This is a genomic window from Billgrantia sulfidoxydans (assembly GCF_017868775.1).
Lineage (GTDB): Bacteria > Pseudomonadota > Gammaproteobacteria > Pseudomonadales > Halomonadaceae > Halomonas > Halomonas sulfidoxydans.
Window position 1 is genome coordinate 2,903,142 of sequence record NZ_CP053381.1, and the last position, 16,493, is coordinate 2,919,634.

The window sequence follows — 16,493 nt, forward strand, 5'->3', positions numbered from 1 at the left end:
GTATTCTCCTGCTCAGATGGATAGCGACTCAGCAACGGCACGGTCGGCAAGATGGGCACGACAGGCAGCGGCGAAACCCACGAACAGGGCGTGGTAGAGCGGGTGCTCCTGTGTACGCCATTCGGGGTGCCACTGCACCGCCAGGGCGAAGGCCGGGGCTGCGACCACCGATACCGCCTCGATCAGCCCGTCCGGCGCCACCGCCTCCACTCTCAGGCCATCACCCAGGCGATCGATGCCCTGCTGATGCAACGAATTGACCGTCGCATGCGGCTCGGCATACAGCGCCGCCAGGCGACCACCGGCTAAAAGCTCGACATCATGCGCGGGGGCGTAGCGGGTCGCGTAGTCGGCCTCGGGCTCGCGATGGTCGGCAAGGCCGGGCACGTTCTGCACCGCCTGGTGCAGCGTGCCGCCGTAGGCCACGTTGAGCTCCTGAAAGCCGCGGCAGATCCCCAGCAGCGGCAGGCCGCGCCGAATGGCGGCGGGTATCCAGGCCAACGCCGCGGCGTCACGATGCGGATCGTCGCGGGTGTTTTCCGGTGCGCGCGCGGCGCCGTAGCGGGAGGGTTCGACGTTGGAGTAGCTGCCGGTGAGCAGCAGGCCGTCCAGGTGCGCGAGCAGGTCGCCGTCCACGGCGTCCTGCCAGACCGGCAGCATCACCGGCGCCAGGCCGTAGGCACGCAGCGCACTCAGGTACTTGTCGGTCACCACGTGGGCGGGGTGACCCTCCACCTCACGGCGACAGGCGATGACGCCCACCAGGGGTCGGCTCGGCATGACGGCCTCCTCGAAATCGTGCTGACAAAACAGTGTTGATTAAACTTTCCACCATCGAGACAAAAAAATCCACTCCACTTCCACCATCTCTCAATCAAGCTATACATACAAAGCGTTTTCGCGGAAAAACATGAGCAATACGCCACGACCAGTCGTAAAAGATTTGACAACAAAAACGCTTCATCGAAAGATAGGCACCAATGATGAACTAGCGACATTGACAGGTGCCCCATGCCGCCGCTCAGCGCCGACCAGGCCCGGGAGTTTCTCGCGCGCCATCCTGACATCGACAGCATCGACCTGCTGATCAGCGACCTCAACGGTGTCATGCGCGGCAAGCGCATCCCGCGGGACAAGCTGGAAAAAGTCTGCCAAGAGGGCGTCAACCTGCCGGCATCGGTCTTCGCCCTGGACATCAACGGCCACACCATCGAGGCCACCGGACTGGGCCTCGCCAGCGGCGACGGCGACCGCGTCTGCCGCCCTATCGGCGGCACGCTACTGCCATCGCCGTGGCTACGCAACGGCCGCCAGGGGCAACTGCTGATGACCATGGTCGAACCCGACGACTCCCCCTTCTTCGCCGACCCACGCCAGCTGCTGTCGCGCCAGCTGGGGCGACTGAGCGAGCGTGGCCTGACGCCCGTGGTCGCCGTGGAGATGGAGTTCTATCTGGTGGATCACGAACGCACCCCCGAGGGACGGATACAGCCGCCGCGCTCGCCCCGCAGCGGCGAACGCGCCAGCCAGAGCCAGCTCTACTCGATCGGCGAGCTCGACGAATACGCCGACTTTCTCGAAGACGTGCAGCGGGCGGCCGAACGCCAGGGTCTGCCACTCGATACGGCACTCAAGGAGTGCGCGCCGGGCCAGTTCGAGATCACCCTTTATCACTGCGACGATGCGCTCAGGGCGTGCGACAGCGCCGTCCTGCTCAAGCGTCTGATCAAGGGCGTGGCGCTCAATCACGGCTTCGAGGCCACGTTCATGGCCAAGCCCTATGGCCGCGAAGCCGGCAACGGCACCCACGTGCATCTCAGCATGCTCGACGCCAGCGGCCGCAACGTCTTCGCCGACGCGAGCGGCGATCCGCTCGGTAGCGCCACCCTGCATCAGGCCGTTGCCGGGTTGCTTGCGCTGATGCCGGCCTCGATGGCGATCTGCGCGCCCAATTTCAACTCGTTCCGGCGCTTCCAGCCCGGCCTCTACGTACCCATGACGCCCACTTGGGGCTTCGACAACCGCTCGGTGGCGCTGCGCATTCCCTCGGGCAGCAACGATGCCCGGCGCATCGAGCACCGGGTCGCCGGTGCCGACGTCAATCCCTACCTGCTGCTCGCCGTGCTGCTGGCCAGCATCGAGCACGGCATCGCGGAGCGGCTGGCGCCGCCCGCCCCCGTCGTCGGCAACGCCTATGAGCAGTTCGAGCCCACCCTGACCAACAGCTGGCACCGTGCCCTCGACCTGCTGGAAGCCAGCGAGCCGTTGCAGCATGCCCTGGGCCGCGATTTCGTCCACGTTTTCGTGGCCAACCGGCGCGCCGAGCGCGAGCTGGCCCTGCAGACGGTGAGTCAACTGGAGTATGCCTGGTACCTAAGACACGTGTAGGACAGGCAGGAAAGTCGCATCGCCCCGACCCAGGCCGGGGCGATGGAAGGGGAAAAATCAGCCGTCCGTGCTGGCCAGCGGCAGATCCCAGCGCGGCTGGCCCTCTTCGAGCAGCACGCGATCGCCCTGGGGCCGGTGATCGAGACGCGATACCTCGGTGAGTTCGCCGTGACGCCAGGTGACGTCATAGCCGACGGTCTCCTCGGCGCTATCCATGACCGTGTGACACTGGCGCTGCGTGGTGGTGTAGGTCTGGGTCTGGTTGGCCTCGATGCGCCCCTGGATCTCGCGTCCGGCGAAGCCACCACCCACGGCCCCCGCTACGGTGGCCAGCGTCTTGCCGCTACCGCCCCCGACCTGGTTGCCGAGCAGCCCGCCCACCACGGCGCCCGCCGCCGTACCGGCGATGCGATGCGGGTCGCGGCTGGGCGCCTGGGCCTGATGCTGCACCACGACGTCCTCGCATACCTCACGCGGCGTCTCGACGCTGCGGGTTACGGGCTGTACCGCCACGACCTCGGCGAACTGCGGCCCGCTCTCCCGGGGTGCCTGCTGTACCTGCCAGGCACCGAAGCCCAGTCCGCCGAGCCCCAGCACACTCAGTGTCGTTCCGATCACGATCGACTTGTTCATCACGCTCCTCCTGCAGGACGTCATGCCGCCCCGGGCTTTATCAGGCTCGGCTCGATGCGATGTGGAGGAGAGACGCGGGGCGGCGACTCCTTGCCGCCCGGGAATGGTTTCAGTATACGCCGCGCTCGGCCGGCGTTAAGCGCAGCGCAGCGGGTTCCACAATTTCTGACCCGCTGTCTGCCGCGGGCGACACTTCACCAGCCGAGCCGATCCCGCGTCGCGTAGTACCAGGCGCCCAGCGCCGAGAGCGGCACGCGCAGCAGCCGCCCGCCGGGAAACGGCAGGTGCGGCAGCCCGGCGAAGGCGTCGAAGCGCTCGGCCGCACCGCGCATCACCTCGGCGATCAGCTTGCCGGCCAGGTGCGAGCAGGTCACTCCGTGGCCCGAGTAGCCCTGGGCATAGTAGACGTTGTCGCGGAGACGACCGAACTGCGGCAATCGATTGAGCGTCATCAGGAAATTGCCGCTCCAGGCATAATCGATACGCGTATCGGCCAGCTGCGGAAAGGTCTTGAGCATCTTGGGTCGGATTACCGCGGCGATGTCCGAGGGATCCTGGCCGCCGTAGTTGACGCCGCCGCCGTAGAGCAGCCGGCCGTCGGCGGTGAAGCGGTAATAGTCGAGCAGATAGTTGCAATCCTCCACCGCCATGTCGTGGGGGATCAGCTCGCGACGCAGCGCTTCCGGCAACGGCTCGGTGGTGATGATCTGGGTGCCGCAGGGCATCGACTTGCTCTCCAGTTCCGGCAATACCCCCTGCAGGTAGGCGTTGCCGGCCATCACTACCCGCTGGGCACGCACGCTCCCCTGCGGCGTACGCAGCGTCACGCTCGCGCCGTGACGCACCTCGAGCACGGGCGTTTGCTCATGGATCGTGCCGCCCAGCGACTCGAACGCCGCGGCCTCGCCCAATACCAGATTGAGCGGGTGCAGGTGGCCACCGGAGTGGTCCACCAAGGCACCGACATAGCGCTCGCTGCCGATCTCGCGCCTGTAGGCCTCGCCCTCCAGCAGCTCCAGCTGCTGGTTACCGTAGCGCTCCCATAACGCCTTGTGCTCGCGCAGTCCGGCGAGTTGCTTGTGGTTGCAGGCGGCGAACAGATTGCCCTCCTTCAGGTCGCAGGCAATAGCGTAGCCGGCGATGCGGTCGCGAATGATGCGATTGCCCTCGAAGGCCATGTCGCCCAGGGCCCGCGCGGTGTCGGTGCCGTACCGGGCCTCGATCACGTCCATGTCGCGGCTGTAGCTGTTGACGATCTGGCCGCCGTTGCGCCCGGAAGCGCCGAACCCCACCCGGGCGGCCTCCAGCACCACCACCCGATGCCCCTGTTCGGCGAGATGCAGGGCCGCCGAGATGCCGGTGAAGCCCGCCCCCACCACGCATACCTCGCACTCGACGTCGCCGACCAGGGCGGGACGCTCGGGCGCGGGGTTGGCCGTGGCCGCATAGTAGGACGCCACATGCTCGGCATTGGCTTGGGTCGACATAACTACCTCATGCTCAAAGAAAAGAGTTACCTTCCAGCCGTCATATCCTGCAGCATCGCCTGTCGCCGCCTCGCCTCGCTGCGCCGCATCAGGTACCAGGCGAGGAAGGTCGCCAGCGACACCGCCAGGATGATCAGCGTGGCCAGGGCGTTGATCTTGGGCGACACGCCCATGCGCACCGAGGAGAACACCACCATCGGCAGGGTGGTGGCGCCGGGGCCGGAGACGAAGCTGGCGATCACCAGATCGTCGAGCGAGAGGGTGAACGCGAGCAGCCAGCCCGCCGCGAGCGCCGGCGCAATCACCGGCAGGGTGATCTGGAAGAAGGTACGCACCGGGCGCGACCCGAGATCCATGGCCGCCTCCTCGATCGACAGATCCACCTCGCGCAGGCGCGAGGCCACCACCACCGCCACGTAGGCGCTGCAGAAGGTGGTGTGAGCGATCCAGATGGTGACCATGCCGCGGTCCGCCGGCCAGCCGATCAGCTGCGCCATGTGCACGAACAGCAGCAGCAGCGACAGGCCGGTAATCACCTCGGGCATCACCAGCGGCGCGGTAACCATGCTGGAGAGCGCGGTCTTGCCGCGAAAGCGGGCGAAGCGAACCATCACGAAGGCTGCCAGCGTACCCAGGCACACCGCCATGGAGGCGGAGAAGAAGGCGATGCGCAGGCTGGTCCATACCGCCGAGAGGATCTGCTGGTCGCGCAGCAGCTCAACGTACCAGTGTGCCGAGAAGCCCGCCCACACGGTGACCAGCCGCGACGAATTGAAGGAGTAGACGACCAGGATGATCATCGGCAGGTAGAGGAACACCAGCCCGACGATCAGCATCGCGGTGGTGAAGGATGGCTTGCGCATGGTCACTCCTGAAGCTCGCGGGACTGATAGCGATGAAACAGGGCGATGGGCACGATCAGGATCGCCAGCATCACCATCGCCAGCGCCGAGGCCACCGGCCAGTCGCGATTGTGGAAGAACTCCTCCCACAGCACCTTGCCGATCATCACCGTGTTGGGCCCGCCGAGCAGTTCGGGAATCACGTACTCCCCCACCGCCGGGATGAACACCAGCATCGAGCCGGCGATGATGCCGCCCTTGGACAGCGGCAGGGTGACCCGAAGGAAGGTGTTGAACTGGCGCGAGCCGAGATCCTCCGCCGCCTCCAGCAGCGAGACGTCGAGCCGCGTCAGGTTGGCATAGAGCGGCAGCACCATGAACGGCAGGTAGGCATAGACGATGCCGAGGATCACGGCGAAGTTGGTGTTGAGCATACGGATCGGCGAGTCGATCACGCCGGCCCAGATCAGCAGGTTGTTGACCAGGCCGTTGTTGCTGAGGATGCCCATCCAGGCGTAGACGCGAATCAGGAACGAGGTCCACGACGGCAGCATCACCAGCAGCAGCAGCACCAGCTGCCAGTGGGCCGGAGCGCGGGCCATGGCGTAGGCCATGGGGTAGCCGATCGCCAGGCACAGCACGGTGGCCAGCAGAGCGATCTTCACCGAGCCCCAGTAGGCCGAGACGTAGAGCGTGTCGGTGGCCAGGAACAGGTAGTTGCCGAAGCTCACGACGACGTTCAACGTCTCGTTGGCGTAGTCGAAGATGGGGCCGTAGGGCGGTATCGAGATGGCCGCCTCGGAGAGGCTGATCTTGAGCACGATGCCGAACGGCAGCAGGAAAAACAGGGTCAGCCACAGCAACGGCACGGCGATGACCCAACCGCGACCGGGCTTGAGCAGCCGCCGCAGGCGAGCGGTGTAGTTAGACATGCGGATCTCCCGGCGTCATGGGCTCAGTCGTGCAGGATGACGGCGCTCTGATCGTCCCAGTGGACGAACACCGGCTCGTCCCAGCGCGGCCGGTCGCCGCGGCGCTCGGTATTGGCCATGCTGGCCTTGACCAGCTGGCCACTCTCGAGCCTCACGTAGTAGACCGAGAAGCCGCCAAGGTAGGCGATGTCCTCGACGACCCCGTGCGCCCAGTTGGCCTCGACGCTCGGGCGCTCACGGGATAGCCACGTCTTTTCCGGGCGAACCGCCACCCATACCCGACGCTCGTCGGCCTGGGTGCTGACGCCGTGGCCGATGCGAATCGAACGCCCCAACGCCGGGCTGTCGATCACGCAGTGGTCGGTCTCGTCGACCACGATCTCGCCCTCGAACAGGTTCACCGTACCGACGAACTCCGCCACCATGCGATTGGCCGGACTCTCGTAGACATCCATCGGGGTCCCCACCTGAGCGATCCAGCCGTCGGCCATGATCGCCACGCGGTCGGCCATGGTCATGGCCTCCTCCTGGTCGTGGGTGACCATGATGCAGGTCACCCCGACGCGCTCGAGGATCTGCACCACCTCGAGCTGCATCTCGGTGCGCAGCTTCTTGTCCAGCGCTCCCATCGGCTCGTCGAGCAGCAGCAGCTTGGGCCGCTTGGCCAGCGAGCGCGCCAGGGCCACGCGCTGGCGCTGGCCGCCGGAGAGCTGGTGCGGCTTGCGCCGGGCATAGCCCTCCATGTGCACCAGCCTGAGCATCTCGGCCACGCGCTCGTCGATCTCGCGGCGCGGCAGTTTGTCCTGCTTGAGGCCGAAGGCGATGTTCTGCGCCACCGTCATGTGCGGGAACAGCGCGTAGGACTGGAACATCATGTTGATCGGCCGCTCATAGGGCGGCATGGCGGTAATGTCCACGCCGTCGAGCACCACCTGCCCTTCGCTGGGTTTCTCGAAGCCGGCCAGGATGCGCAGCAGGGTCGACTTGCCCGAACCGGAGCCGCCCAGCAGGGCGAAGATTTCGCCGCGACGGATCGACAGGCTGACGTCATCCACCGCCAGGACGCCGTCGAAGCGCTTGCTGACGCGGCGGATCTCCATCAGCGACTCATCGCGGGCCGGCCGCGGCTTGCCCACCGCGGCATCGCTGGCCGAACGCCCCACGACTCGTCGCGGCGTCTCGGCGGCTTGGGTCTGGGATTGCGGCATCACGACCTCTCCTCGACCAGACGGGAAGAACGGCCGGCCCTGCGGACCGGCAGCGGGGCCTCACATGCCGGACTTGACCCGGTTCCAGGTGCGCGTGCGTACGCGCTGTACGGCCAGAGGCTTCTCTTCCTGGACGTACAGGTTGTCCATCACCTCCTGGTCGGGATAGACGGAGGTGTCGTTGAGAATCTCAGGGTCGAGGAACTCGTTGGCGGCGATGTTGGGGTTGGCATACACCACGTACTCGGTGATGTCGGCGGCGATCTCGGGCTCGAGGATAAAGTTGATGAAGGCGTGGGCGTTGTCGGGGTTGGGCGCGTCGGCCGGAATCGCCATCATGTCGAACCACAGCGCCGCGCCCTCCTTGGGAATGGTGTAGGCGATCTCGAAGTCGCGCCCGGCCTCCTCGGCGCGGTCGGCGGCCTGGAAGATGTCACCGGAGTAGCCCGCCGCCACGCAGATGTCGCCGTTGGCGAGATCCGAAATGTAGCGCGACGAGTGGAAGTAGGTGATATTGTCGCGCACCGCGGCGATCAGGTCGCCGGCCGCCTCGATGTCCTCGGTCTTCTCCGAGGTCGGCGACAGGCCCAGGTAGGCCATGCCGGCGGAGAGCATGTCGTCGCCGGTATCCAGCATGGAGATGCCGCAGCCGCCCTCGTTCAACGCCGCGGTCACCTCGGGATCGAAGATCAGCGCCCAGGAGTCCAGCGGCGCGTCCTCGCCGAGGATCTCGGTGACCCGCTCGACGTTGTAGCCGATGCCGTTGGTGCCCCACATGTAGGGAATCGAGTACTGGCTGCCCGGATCGATCGACTCCAGCTGCTCCATCAGTTCGGGGTTGAGGTGCTCCATGTTGGGGATCTTGTCGTGGTCCAGCTCCTGGTAGACCCCGGCGCTGACCTGGCGGGTCAGGTAGTAGTTGGAGGGCACCACCACGTCGTAGCCGGAGCGGCCCGCCAGCACGGCGGCGTCCAGCACCTCGTTGCTGTCGTAGACGTCATAGATCACCTCGATGCCGGTGGCCTCGGTGAACTTCTCCAGGGTGTCCGGCGCGATGTAATCCGACCAGTTGTAGACCCGCACCTCGTTGGCCTGGGCAGTAGCGGCCACGGCCAGGGAGCACAGTGCGGCGGCCCGCGTCAGCTTGCGTTGACATGACATGATGACACCTCTTGTTCGCATTGTTGTCGTACGCCTGGCCATGGCGCCGGCCAGGCACTTCCCCACTAGACGCTCAACAGCAGGAACTCCCTCTCCCACGAACTGATGACCTTCTTGAAGTTCTCGTTCTCCACCCGCTTCACCGCCACGTAGCCGGTCACGAACCGGTGCCCCATGTAGCGCTCCAGTTCGCTGCAGTGCTCCATCCGCTCGAGCGCCTGCTCGAGGGTGAACGGCAGGCGCAGGTTGCGCCGTTCGAAGGCTCGGCCCTGCACCGGCGCAGAGGGATTGAGCTTCTGCACCATGCCGAGATAGCCGCACAGCAGACTTCCCGCGATGGCCAGATAGGCGTTGGCATCGGCACCGGGCAAGCGGTTCTCGATACGCCGGTTCTGCGGCGAGGAGTCGGGCACCCGCAGCCCGCAGGTGCGATTCTCCTCGCCCCACTCGACGTTGACCGGCGCCGAGGTATCGGGCAGGAAGCGGCGGAACGAATTGACGTTGGGCGCCATCAGCGGCAGCGCCTCGGGAATGAAGCGCTGCATGCCGCCAATATGATGCAGGAACAGCTGGCTCATGGAGCCGTCCTCGTTGGCGAACACGCTCTTGCCGGTGGTGGCGTCCAGTACGCTCTGATGGATGTGCATGGCGCTGCCGGGCTCGTTGGTGATCGGCTTGGCCATGAAGGTCGCCACCACGTCGTGCTTGAGCGCCGCCTCGCGCAGGGTGCGCTTGAACAGGAAGACCTGGTCGGCCAGCACCAGGGGGTCGCCGTGACGGAAATTGATCTCCATCTGGGCGGTCCCTTCTTCGTGAATCAGGGTATCGATGTCGAGGCCCTGGACCTCGCACCAGTCGTACATGTCCTCGAACAGCGGATCGAACTCGTTGGCCGCGTCGATGGAGAACGACTGCCGGCCGGTCTCCTGACGCCCGCTGCGACCAATCGGCGGCAGCAGCGGCAGGTCGGGATCCTCGCAGCGCTTGGTCAGGTAGAACTCCATCTCCGGCGCCACCACCGGCTTCCAGCCCTGTTCGGCGTAGAGCGCCAGCACCCGCTTGAGCTGGTTGCGGGAGGAGAGCTCGATGGGGTTGCCCATCTTGTCGTAGCAGTCGTGGATCACCTGGGCGGTGGGCTCGAGCGCCCAGGGCACCGGGTAGACCGCGGAGATGTCGGGCCGGCACAACATGTCGATGTCGGCGGGGTCGAGCAGCGAGTAGTAGAGCTCATCCTCGACATAGTCGCCGGTCACGGTCTGCAGCAGGACGCTCTCGGGCAGCCGCATGCCCTTCTCGGCCATGAACTTCGACACCGGCGTGATCTTGCCACGGGCAATGCCGGTGATGTCGCTGACCAGGCACTCCACCTCGGTGATGCGTCGCTCCTTCAGCCAGCTTTCCAGATCTTTCATGGGAACCTCGTTGCGGCCCGTCCCGGGCGTCACGTTCGTTATAGTCGGTCGCGCAGCTTGTAGAAAGCGGTCGCCAGCACCAGCAGCGGCGTGCGCAGGCGCTCGCCTCCGGGAAAGCGACGGTGGGGCATGGCGGCGAAGACGTCGAAGCGCTCGCTCTGCCCGCCGATGGCCTCGGCCACCAGCTGCCCCGCCAGCCCGGCCAGCGCCATGCCGTGCCCCGAGTAGCCCTGGGCGTAGTAGACGTTGTGACCGAGGCGGCCGAAGTCCGGCGCACGGTTGAGCGTGATCGCCACGTCGCCGCCCCAGCGGTAGTCGATTCTCACCCCTTCGAGCAGCGGGAACAGACGCGCGATCTTGGCATCCATGCGCTGCTGAAGCCCGCGGGGTTCGCGGCCATCGTAGCTGACTTCTCCACCATAGATCAGCCGCTTGTCGGCCGAGAGGCGGTAGTAGTCGAGCACGAAGTTGGCGTCGGACAGGGCATCGTTGTGTGGAAGCACCTGAGCGGCACGCGCTTCGCCCAGCGGCTCACTGGCGACGATGTAGTTGGCCGCGCGCATGACGCGTCCCTCGAGCTCCGGCAGCAGGCGCCCCAGGTAGGCATTGGCCCCCACCACCACGAAGTCGGCGGCGATCTCCCCCCCGACCGTGACCACGGTGGCCGGCTGGCCGCGGCGAATCTCCAGCGCCGGGCTGTGCTCGTGGATCGTCACGCCGGCGTGCTGAGCCGCCCGTGCCAGACCGAGGGTATAGTTGAGCGGGTGCAGATGCCCCCCCTCATGCTCGAGGAGGGCGCCGGGGTAGGCGTCGGTGACCACGCGCTCGCGCAGCGCCTCGCCCTCCAGCCACTCGAGCGCCGCGTAGCCGTAGTCGCGGGCCAGGCGCTCCTGCATCTCGCGCAGCTCGCGCACGTGTCGGGGCTTGACCGCGGCGTGCAGGTAGCCCCAGGCGAGGTCGCAGGGAATCGCGTGGCGCTCGATGCGCTCGGCCGTGAGGCGCACCGCCTCGCGGCTCATCTCCCACACCACGCGGGCACGCTCGCGTCCCAGCGCCTGCTCCACGGTGGCGATATCGGTCCCCAGGCCGGGCAGGATCTGCCCCCCGCTACGTCCGGAGGCGCCGAAACCGATCTCGTGCGCCTCGAGCAGCGCCACCGAGTAGCCGCGCTCGGCCAGGTGCAGCGCCGCGGAGCAGCCGGTGATGCCACCACCGATCACACAGACGTCGACACGCCGATGGCCGGCGAGCGGCGGACACGCCTGATCGAGACGCACCGTGATCGAATCACGATAGTAGGAAGCGGGTCTGTCGGTCTGGGCGGCAGTGGCCATGCTGCGTTTCCCTGAAGCGCTACGGCGGGACATCGGATTCGACTAGTCTGGCACCATACCGACAGGGGCTGTCAAGTATCCAATAACGAAACCGGCATGCCAGCCTTTGGCGACTTTCGCCGAAACCCAACGAAACGACTTACACAACAACAATATACGGTAGAATTTCAAGGTAACGAGGCTGATGAGAGCGTTGCCGAGCCGCCCATACTTGTAAAATAATGACCATCACACGAGCACTCAGCGCGAGGCGCACACCGCGCAACCGGGGTCCCGCGGGACCTGGAAGTGACGCCACTGGCCGGAAAGCGCGTCGAAGGTGGAGAGGCCGCGATGCGGCGTGCCGGCCCCGCTGAGCAGCTTGACCGCCTCCAGCGCCTGGAAACAGCCGATCAGCCCGACCAGCGGTGCCACCACGCCGCTCTCGGCGCAGCGCAGCGCTTCATCGCCGCCTTCCCCAGGGGGGTAGAGACAGGCATAGCAGGGCGATGCGGGATCGCGGGGATCGAACACCGCCAGCTGCCCCGAGAAGCGAATCGCCGCTCCCGAGACCAGCGGCACCCCGGCGCGCTGGCAGGCGGCATTGATGGCATAGCGACTGGAAAAGCGGTCGGTGCAGTCGAGCACCAGGTCGACCTCGCGCACAACCGCTTCGAGCGCGGCTTCGTCGAGATGCGCCTCGATCGCGCGGATCTCGCAGCCCGGATTGAGCGCCGCGGCCGCGTCTCGGGCGGAGCCAGCCTTGTTGCGCCCCAGGTCGGCCATGCCGTGGGCGATCTGGCGCTGCAGGTTGGAGAGCTCCACCACGTCGGCGTCGGCCAGGGTCAGGTGCCCCACCCCGGCGGCGGCCAGGTAGAGCGCCACCGGCGAGCCCAGCCCGCCGGCGCCGACCACCAGCGCCCGCGAGGCCAGCAGGCGCTCCTGTCCGTCGATGTCGATCGCCTCCAGCATGATCTGGCGGCTGTAGCGCAGCAGCGCCTCGTCGTTCATGGCCATTACTTGCCTTCGAGCTCCTCGATGTCGGGGACGTAGAGCGAGAACTCCTCCTTGACCTCCTCCATCACCACGTAGCTCTTCGACTCCTTGACGCCGGGAAGGGTCAGTACCACGTCGCCGAGCAGCTGGCGGTAGGCGGACATCTCGGGGATCCGGCACTTGAGAATATAGTCGAACTGCCCCGAGACCAGATGGCACTCCTGGATCTGCGGCAGCCGCGACACGGCACGACGGAATTCGTCGAACACCGCCGGTGACTGGGTCTCGAGGCTGATCTCGACGAACACCAGCAGGTTGGCCTTGAGCGCGCGGGGATTGAGTATCGCCTTGTAGCCGCGGATGACACCGGACTTCTCGAGGCGCTTGACGCGCTCCAGGCAGGGGGTGGTGGAGAGCCCCACCTGGGCGGCCAGGTCGACGTAGGAGATGCGGGCATTGTCCTGCAGGCAGCGCAGGATCTTGAGGTCGATGCGGTCGAGCGAGCGAGTCTTGGATTTCATTGTCGTGTCGCGGGAAGCCGAGTCAGAGTGAGTGAAGCGTCGCCATGACAGCAGATCGACCTGAAAAAGCGCGGCAATCGGGTGCTGCGCTGGTGTTCGGTCGTACAAACATGCCGACATTTGGAATTATTTCCTGAACAGATGTACCACAGCGGCCACCCGCCCTCCAATACGCCTCCTCAACGCTGGCAGGGCCGCCGGCCGAACGTGACCCGCTCCCACCCTCCCAGGTCCCGTCGGCTGGCCACCGCGACATAGCCACCGGCCTCCAGCAGGCCGCGAACGGCGGCGGCCTGGCCATGGCCGTGCTCCAGCACGAGCCAGCCCCCCGCCAGCAGATGCCCCATGCCCTGCTCGGCGAGGTGGCGCAGGTCGGCCAGCCCGTCCTCCGCCGCAACCAGAGCGCTGCTGGGCTCGAAGCGCACGTCGCCCTGCGCCAGGTGCGGATCCCCGGCATCGATATAGGGGGGGTTCGCCGCGATCAGGGTGAAGCGCTCCCCGGACAGGGCAGCGAACCAGTCGCTGAGCAGGAAGCGCGCGTTGGCGATGCCCAGCCGGCCGGCATTGGACTCGGCCAGCGCCACCGCCTCGGGCACCCGGTCGACGCCGAGCGTCTCCCACCCGGGGCGCTCGCTGGCGAAGGCCAGCGCGATGGCGCCGGTGCCGGTGCCCAGGTCGAGCAGGCGGCCCGAGGGCTCGGGGGCCAGCTCTAGCAGCACCTCCACCAGGGTCTCGGTATCGGGCCGTGGAATCAGGGTATGCCGCGAGGTGGCCAGGGCAAGCCCCCAGAACTCACGCTCGCCAGTCAGGTAGGCCACGGGGTGGCCCGCTGCGCGCGCCGCCACCAGAGCCTCGAAGCGGGCCCGCGCGTAGGTCGCCGCCGGGCGGTCGCCCCAGGTATAGAGCCACGTGCGTTCGACCCCCAGCACATGGCACAGCAGCACCTCGGCGTCGAGCCGCGGGCTGGGCGACCCCGCTCGCGCCAGGCGCTCGGCGGCCCGCGCCAACAGCACGTCGAGCCGCATCAGGCTTCCCGCTGCAGTGCCGCCAGCTGCTCGGCCTGATGCTCGTGGATCAGCGGGTCGAGGACCTCGTCGAGTTCGCCGGACATCACCTCGCCGAGCTTGTAGAGGGTGAGATTGATGCGATGGTCGGTCAGCCGGCCCTGGGGGAAGTTGTAGGTGCGGATGCGCTCGCTGCGATCCCCCGACCCCACCAGGCTGCGGCGCGTGTCGGCCTGCTCGCGCTGGCGGCTCTCCAGCGCGCTCTGCTTCAGCCGTGCAGCCAGCAGCGACATCGCCTTGGCCCGGTTCTTGTGCTGGCTGCGCTCCTCCTGGCACTCCACCACCACGCCGCTCGGCAGGTGGGTGATGCGGATCGCCGAGTCGGTGGTGTTGACGTGCTGGCCGCCGGCGCCGCTGGAGCGGAAGGTGTCGACGCGCAGGTCGGCGGGATTAATGTCGACGTCGCCCACCTCGTCGGCCTCCGGCATCACCGCCACGGTACAGGCGGAGGTGTGGATGCGCCCCTGGGACTCCGTGGCCGGCACGCGCTGGACACGGTGGGCGCCGGATTCGAACTTGAGCCGGGCATAGACCCCTTCGCCCTTGACCCGCGAGATGAGCTCCTTGTAGCCACCCTGCTCGCCGTGGCTGGCGCTGATCACCTCGACCTTCCAGCCCCGCTTTTCGGCATAGCGCGAGTACATGCGGAACAGGTCACCGGCGAACAGCGCCGCTTCGTCGCCGCCGGTGCCGGCACGTATCTCGAGGAAGACGTTGCGACCATCGTCCGGGTCGCGCGGCACCAGCAGCTGCTTGAGCCGTACCTCCAGCACCTCCAGCCGTCGCCGCCCCTCTTCCAGCTCCAGCTGCGCCAGCTCGCGCATCTCGGCGTCGCTGTCGTCGGCCAGCAGCGCGGCGTCCTCCAGGTCGCTCTCGACCGCCCGGTAGTCGCGCCAGGCCTCGACCAGGGGCTCGAGCTCGGCGTACTCGCGGGAATAATCGCGGAAACGAGGCTGATCGCTGATCACCTCGGGCTCCGCCAGCAGGGCGGCGAGCTCCTCGAAGCGCTCGACGAAGCCATCGAGACGCTGGCGCAGGGTCGCTTTCATGGCGTGTCCTGTCAGGGTTTCGTTGATGTGGAATCCAGCAGCAGCGCCTCGGCGGCGCTGAGCAGGTCGCGTCGCTCGCCGCCCGACGCCTCGCGCAGGGCCACGGTGGGGCGGTGCAGCAGGCGATTGGTGAGCTGATGGGCCAGCAGGCGGATCACCTCCTCGGGGTCCTCGCCGCGTGCCAGCCTGGCCAGCGCCTGACGCTCGGAATGCTCGCGCAGCTCGGCCGCCTGGTCGCGGTAGCGCCGAATCAGCTCCCCGCTGCCGCGGACGCGCCGCTCGTGCAGCCAGACGTGCACGCCATGCTCGATCAGCGCCTCCGCCTGATCGGCGGCCGCCTGGCGATGCCGGCGGTTCTCCTGGATCACCTCGTTGAGGTCGTCGACGGTATAGAGAAAGATGTCGTCCAGGTCGCCGACCTCGGGCTCGATGTCGCGCGGCACGGCGATGTCGACCATGAAGATCGGCCGGTGGCGGCGCTTCTTCAAGGCCCGCTCCGCCATGCCCTTGCCCAGGATCGGCAGCGGCGCAGCGGTGGAGGAGATGACGATGTCCGCGCGGGCCAGGGCCTCGGGGATCTCGTTGAGCGAGATCGCCTCGGCATTGAACTCGCCGGCCAGCAGCTCGGCACGTTCGCGCGTGCGGTTGGCCACGATCATGTTGCGCACGCCAGCCTCGCGCAGGTGGCGGGCGACCAGCTCGATGGTCTCTCCGGCGCCGATCAGCAACGCCCGGGAACGACTGAAGTCATCGAAGATGCGGCTGGCCAGGCTCACCGCGGCATAGGCCACCGAGACCGGGTTCTGGCCGATGCCGGTACGTGTCCGCACCTGCTTGGCCACGGCAAAGGTGTGCTGGAACAGCAGCTCCAGCTCGCCGCCCAGCCCGCTCGCCTGGCGCGCCGACTGATAGGCCTCCTTGAGCTGGCCGAGAATCTGCGGCTCGCCCAGCACCATGGAGTCCAGCCCCACCGCGACGCGCATCAGGTGCCGCGCGGCGTCATTGTCCAGGTAATGGTAGGCGCAGGGCGTGAGCTCATCGAGCGCCAGCCCGTGGAAGTGGCTCAACCAGTCGAGGATGGCGCGCTCGCCGCTCGGCTCGGTGACGCAGTAGAGCTCCGTACGGTTGCAGGTCGAGAGCACCGCCGCTTCATGCACCTGAGGCAGATGGCGCAGCTCGGTCAATGCCGACTCGAGTTGGGCGGGGGTGAAGGCGACCCGCTCGCGCACCGCGACAGTGGCCGTCCTATGGTTGATTCCAAGGGCAAGGAGCGTCATGCGTTAAGCGTCTTCGGTGATGTCGGCCGGCGGCACCGTAAATGAAAAAACCGTCTCTGCGGCGCTGCATTCTATCACAGCCTTCGGATATCGGCGCCAGGCGCACGGCTCCTGCCCTTGACGCACGACAAGGCTGGTGCACTCCCATGGCGATGGCGCCGACGCAGCGATCCCTTTGCCCATCGGCTGCTAGCCGGTATGCTGGCACCT

At 67.0% G+C, this 16,493-nt stretch carries 15 protein-coding genes; 1 reads left to right on the forward strand and 14 read right to left on the reverse strand.

Going from position 1 to position 16,493, the window contains the following annotated elements; translation table 11 throughout:
• Positions 1-12: 12 nt before the first annotated feature.
• Positions 13-780, reverse strand: coding sequence for a gamma-glutamyl-gamma-aminobutyrate hydrolase family protein (locus tag HNO51_RS13445; protein WP_197447829.1), 768 nt, complete (start codon positions 778-780; stop codon positions 13-15).
• A 231-nt stretch (positions 781-1,011) separates the two neighbouring features.
• Here HNO51_RS13445 and HNO51_RS13450 point away from each other — a divergent pair, with 231 nt between their 5' ends.
• Entirely contained in the window at positions 1,012-2,388 is a 1,377-nt protein-coding gene (locus HNO51_RS13450) for a glutamine synthetase family protein (RefSeq protein WP_197447830.1), read from the forward strand.
• Between the two features lie 57 nt (positions 2,389-2,445).
• On the opposite strand, the gene HNO51_RS13455 is transcribed toward HNO51_RS13450, so the two are convergent.
• From HNO51_RS13455 to hemA, 13 genes are all read right to left on the reverse strand, one after another.
• The gene (locus HNO51_RS13455; RefSeq protein WP_197447831.1) at positions 2,446-3,021 is read right to left on the reverse strand and encodes a glycine zipper 2TM domain-containing protein; all 576 of its coding nucleotides are present in this window, start codon (positions 3,019-3,021) and stop codon (positions 2,446-2,448) included.
• Between the two features lie 194 nt (positions 3,022-3,215).
• The gene (locus HNO51_RS13460) at positions 3,216-4,508 is read right to left on the reverse strand and encodes an NAD(P)/FAD-dependent oxidoreductase (protein WP_209537639.1); all 1,293 of its coding nucleotides are present in this window, start codon (positions 4,506-4,508) and stop codon (positions 3,216-3,218) included.
• 26 nt (positions 4,509-4,534) lie between these two features.
• A complete protein-coding gene (locus HNO51_RS13465; protein ID WP_234283455.1) occupies positions 4,535-5,371 on the reverse strand; it encodes an ABC transporter permease subunit in 837 nt (278 codons plus the stop codon).
• A gap of 2 nt (positions 5,372-5,373) precedes the next feature.
• Positions 5,374-6,282 carry an ABC transporter permease subunit gene (locus HNO51_RS13470; protein ID WP_209537640.1) on the reverse strand — a complete coding sequence of 303 codons (909 nt, stop codon included), beginning with the start codon at positions 6,280-6,282 and terminating at the stop codon, positions 5,374-5,376.
• Between the two features lie 23 nt (positions 6,283-6,305).
• On the reverse strand, positions 6,306-7,382 hold the full coding sequence (locus tag HNO51_RS13475; RefSeq protein ID WP_242597263.1) for an ABC transporter ATP-binding protein: 1,077 nt from the start codon (positions 7,380-7,382) through the stop codon (positions 6,306-6,308).
• Between the two features lie 168 nt (positions 7,383-7,550).
• On the reverse strand, positions 7,551-8,651 hold the full coding sequence (locus HNO51_RS13480; RefSeq protein ID WP_197447835.1) for a polyamine ABC transporter substrate-binding protein: 1,101 nt from the start codon (positions 8,649-8,651) through the stop codon (positions 7,551-7,553).
• A 65-nt stretch (positions 8,652-8,716) separates the two neighbouring features.
• Positions 8,717-10,063: a glutamine synthetase family protein gene (locus HNO51_RS13485; protein ID WP_209537642.1), complete on the reverse strand. Its 1,347-nt coding sequence runs from the start codon at positions 10,061-10,063 to the stop codon at positions 8,717-8,719.
• Between the two features lie 38 nt (positions 10,064-10,101).
• Positions 10,102-11,397 (reverse strand): NAD(P)/FAD-dependent oxidoreductase, encoded by a 1,296-nt coding sequence (locus HNO51_RS13490; protein WP_209537643.1) that lies wholly within the window; start codon positions 11,395-11,397, stop codon positions 10,102-10,104.
• Between the two features lie 240 nt (positions 11,398-11,637).
• Complete coding sequence (locus HNO51_RS13495; RefSeq protein ID WP_197451049.1) at positions 11,638-12,387, reverse strand: HesA/MoeB/ThiF family protein; 750 nt, start codon at positions 12,385-12,387, stop codon at positions 11,638-11,640.
• Between the two features lie 5 nt (positions 12,388-12,392).
• Positions 12,393-12,893, reverse strand: coding sequence for a winged helix-turn-helix transcriptional regulator (locus tag HNO51_RS13500; RefSeq protein WP_197447838.1), 501 nt, complete (start codon positions 12,891-12,893; stop codon positions 12,393-12,395).
• Between the two features lie 179 nt (positions 12,894-13,072).
• Positions 13,073-13,918, reverse strand: a complete 846-nt coding sequence (prmC, locus tag HNO51_RS13505) for a peptide chain release factor N(5)-glutamine methyltransferase (RefSeq protein WP_209537644.1) — start codon at positions 13,916-13,918, stop codon at positions 13,073-13,075.
• A complete protein-coding gene (gene prfA, locus HNO51_RS13510; protein ID WP_197447840.1) occupies positions 13,918-15,006 on the reverse strand; it encodes a peptide chain release factor 1 in 1,089 nt (362 codons plus the stop codon). The genes prmC and prfA overlap by 1 nt, the downstream gene beginning before the upstream one ends.
• Before the next feature lie 11 nt (positions 15,007-15,017).
• Positions 15,018-16,283: a glutamyl-tRNA reductase gene (gene hemA, locus HNO51_RS13515; RefSeq protein ID WP_209537645.1), complete on the reverse strand. Its 1,266-nt coding sequence runs from the start codon at positions 16,281-16,283 to the stop codon at positions 15,018-15,020.
• Positions 16,284-16,493: the final 210 nt, after the last annotated feature.

Bases quoted from the DNA above. Each gene is read 5' to 3' on its own strand.
- HNO51_RS13445 (WP_197447829.1), bottom strand. From the start codon at position 780: ATGCCGAGCCGACCCCTGGTGGGCGTCATCGCCTGTCGCCGTGAGGTG.
- HNO51_RS13450 (WP_197447830.1), top strand. From the start codon at position 1,012: ATGCCGCCGCTCAGCGCCGACCAGGCCCGGGAGTTTCTCGCGCGCCAT.
- HNO51_RS13455 (WP_197447831.1), bottom strand. From the start codon at position 3,021: ATGAACAAGTCGATCGTGATCGGAACGACACTGAGTGTGCTGGGGCTC.
- HNO51_RS13460 (WP_209537639.1), bottom strand. From the start codon at position 4,508: ATGTCGACCCAAGCCAATGCCGAGCATGTGGCGTCCTACTATGCGGCC.
- HNO51_RS13465 (WP_234283455.1), bottom strand. From the start codon at position 5,371: ATGCGCAAGCCATCCTTCACCACCGCGATGCTGATCGTCGGGCTGGTG.
- HNO51_RS13470 (WP_209537640.1), bottom strand. From the start codon at position 6,282: ATGTCTAACTACACCGCTCGCCTGCGGCGGCTGCTCAAGCCCGGTCGC.
- HNO51_RS13475 (WP_242597263.1), bottom strand. From the start codon at position 7,382: ATGGAGATCCGCCGCGTCAGCAAGCGCTTCGACGGCGTCCTGGCGGTG.
- HNO51_RS13480 (WP_197447835.1), bottom strand. From the start codon at position 8,651: ATGTCATGTCAACGCAAGCTGACGCGGGCCGCCGCACTGTGCTCCCTG.
- HNO51_RS13485 (WP_209537642.1), bottom strand. From the start codon at position 10,063: ATGAAAGATCTGGAAAGCTGGCTGAAGGAGCGACGCATCACCGAGGTG.
- HNO51_RS13490 (WP_209537643.1), bottom strand. From the start codon at position 11,397: ATGGCCACTGCCGCCCAGACCGACAGACCCGCTTCCTACTATCGTGAT.
- HNO51_RS13495 (WP_197451049.1), bottom strand. From the start codon at position 12,387: ATGAACGACGAGGCGCTGCTGCGCTACAGCCGCCAGATCATGCTGGAG.
- HNO51_RS13500 (WP_197447838.1), bottom strand. From the start codon at position 12,893: ATGAAATCCAAGACTCGCTCGCTCGACCGCATCGACCTCAAGATCCTG.
- prmC (WP_209537644.1), bottom strand. From the start codon at position 13,918: ATGCGGCTCGACGTGCTGTTGGCGCGGGCCGCCGAGCGCCTGGCGCGA.
- prfA (WP_197447840.1), bottom strand. From the start codon at position 15,006: ATGAAAGCGACCCTGCGCCAGCGTCTCGATGGCTTCGTCGAGCGCTTC.
- hemA (WP_209537645.1), bottom strand. From the start codon at position 16,283: ATGACGCTCCTTGCCCTTGGAATCAACCATAGGACGGCCACTGTCGCG.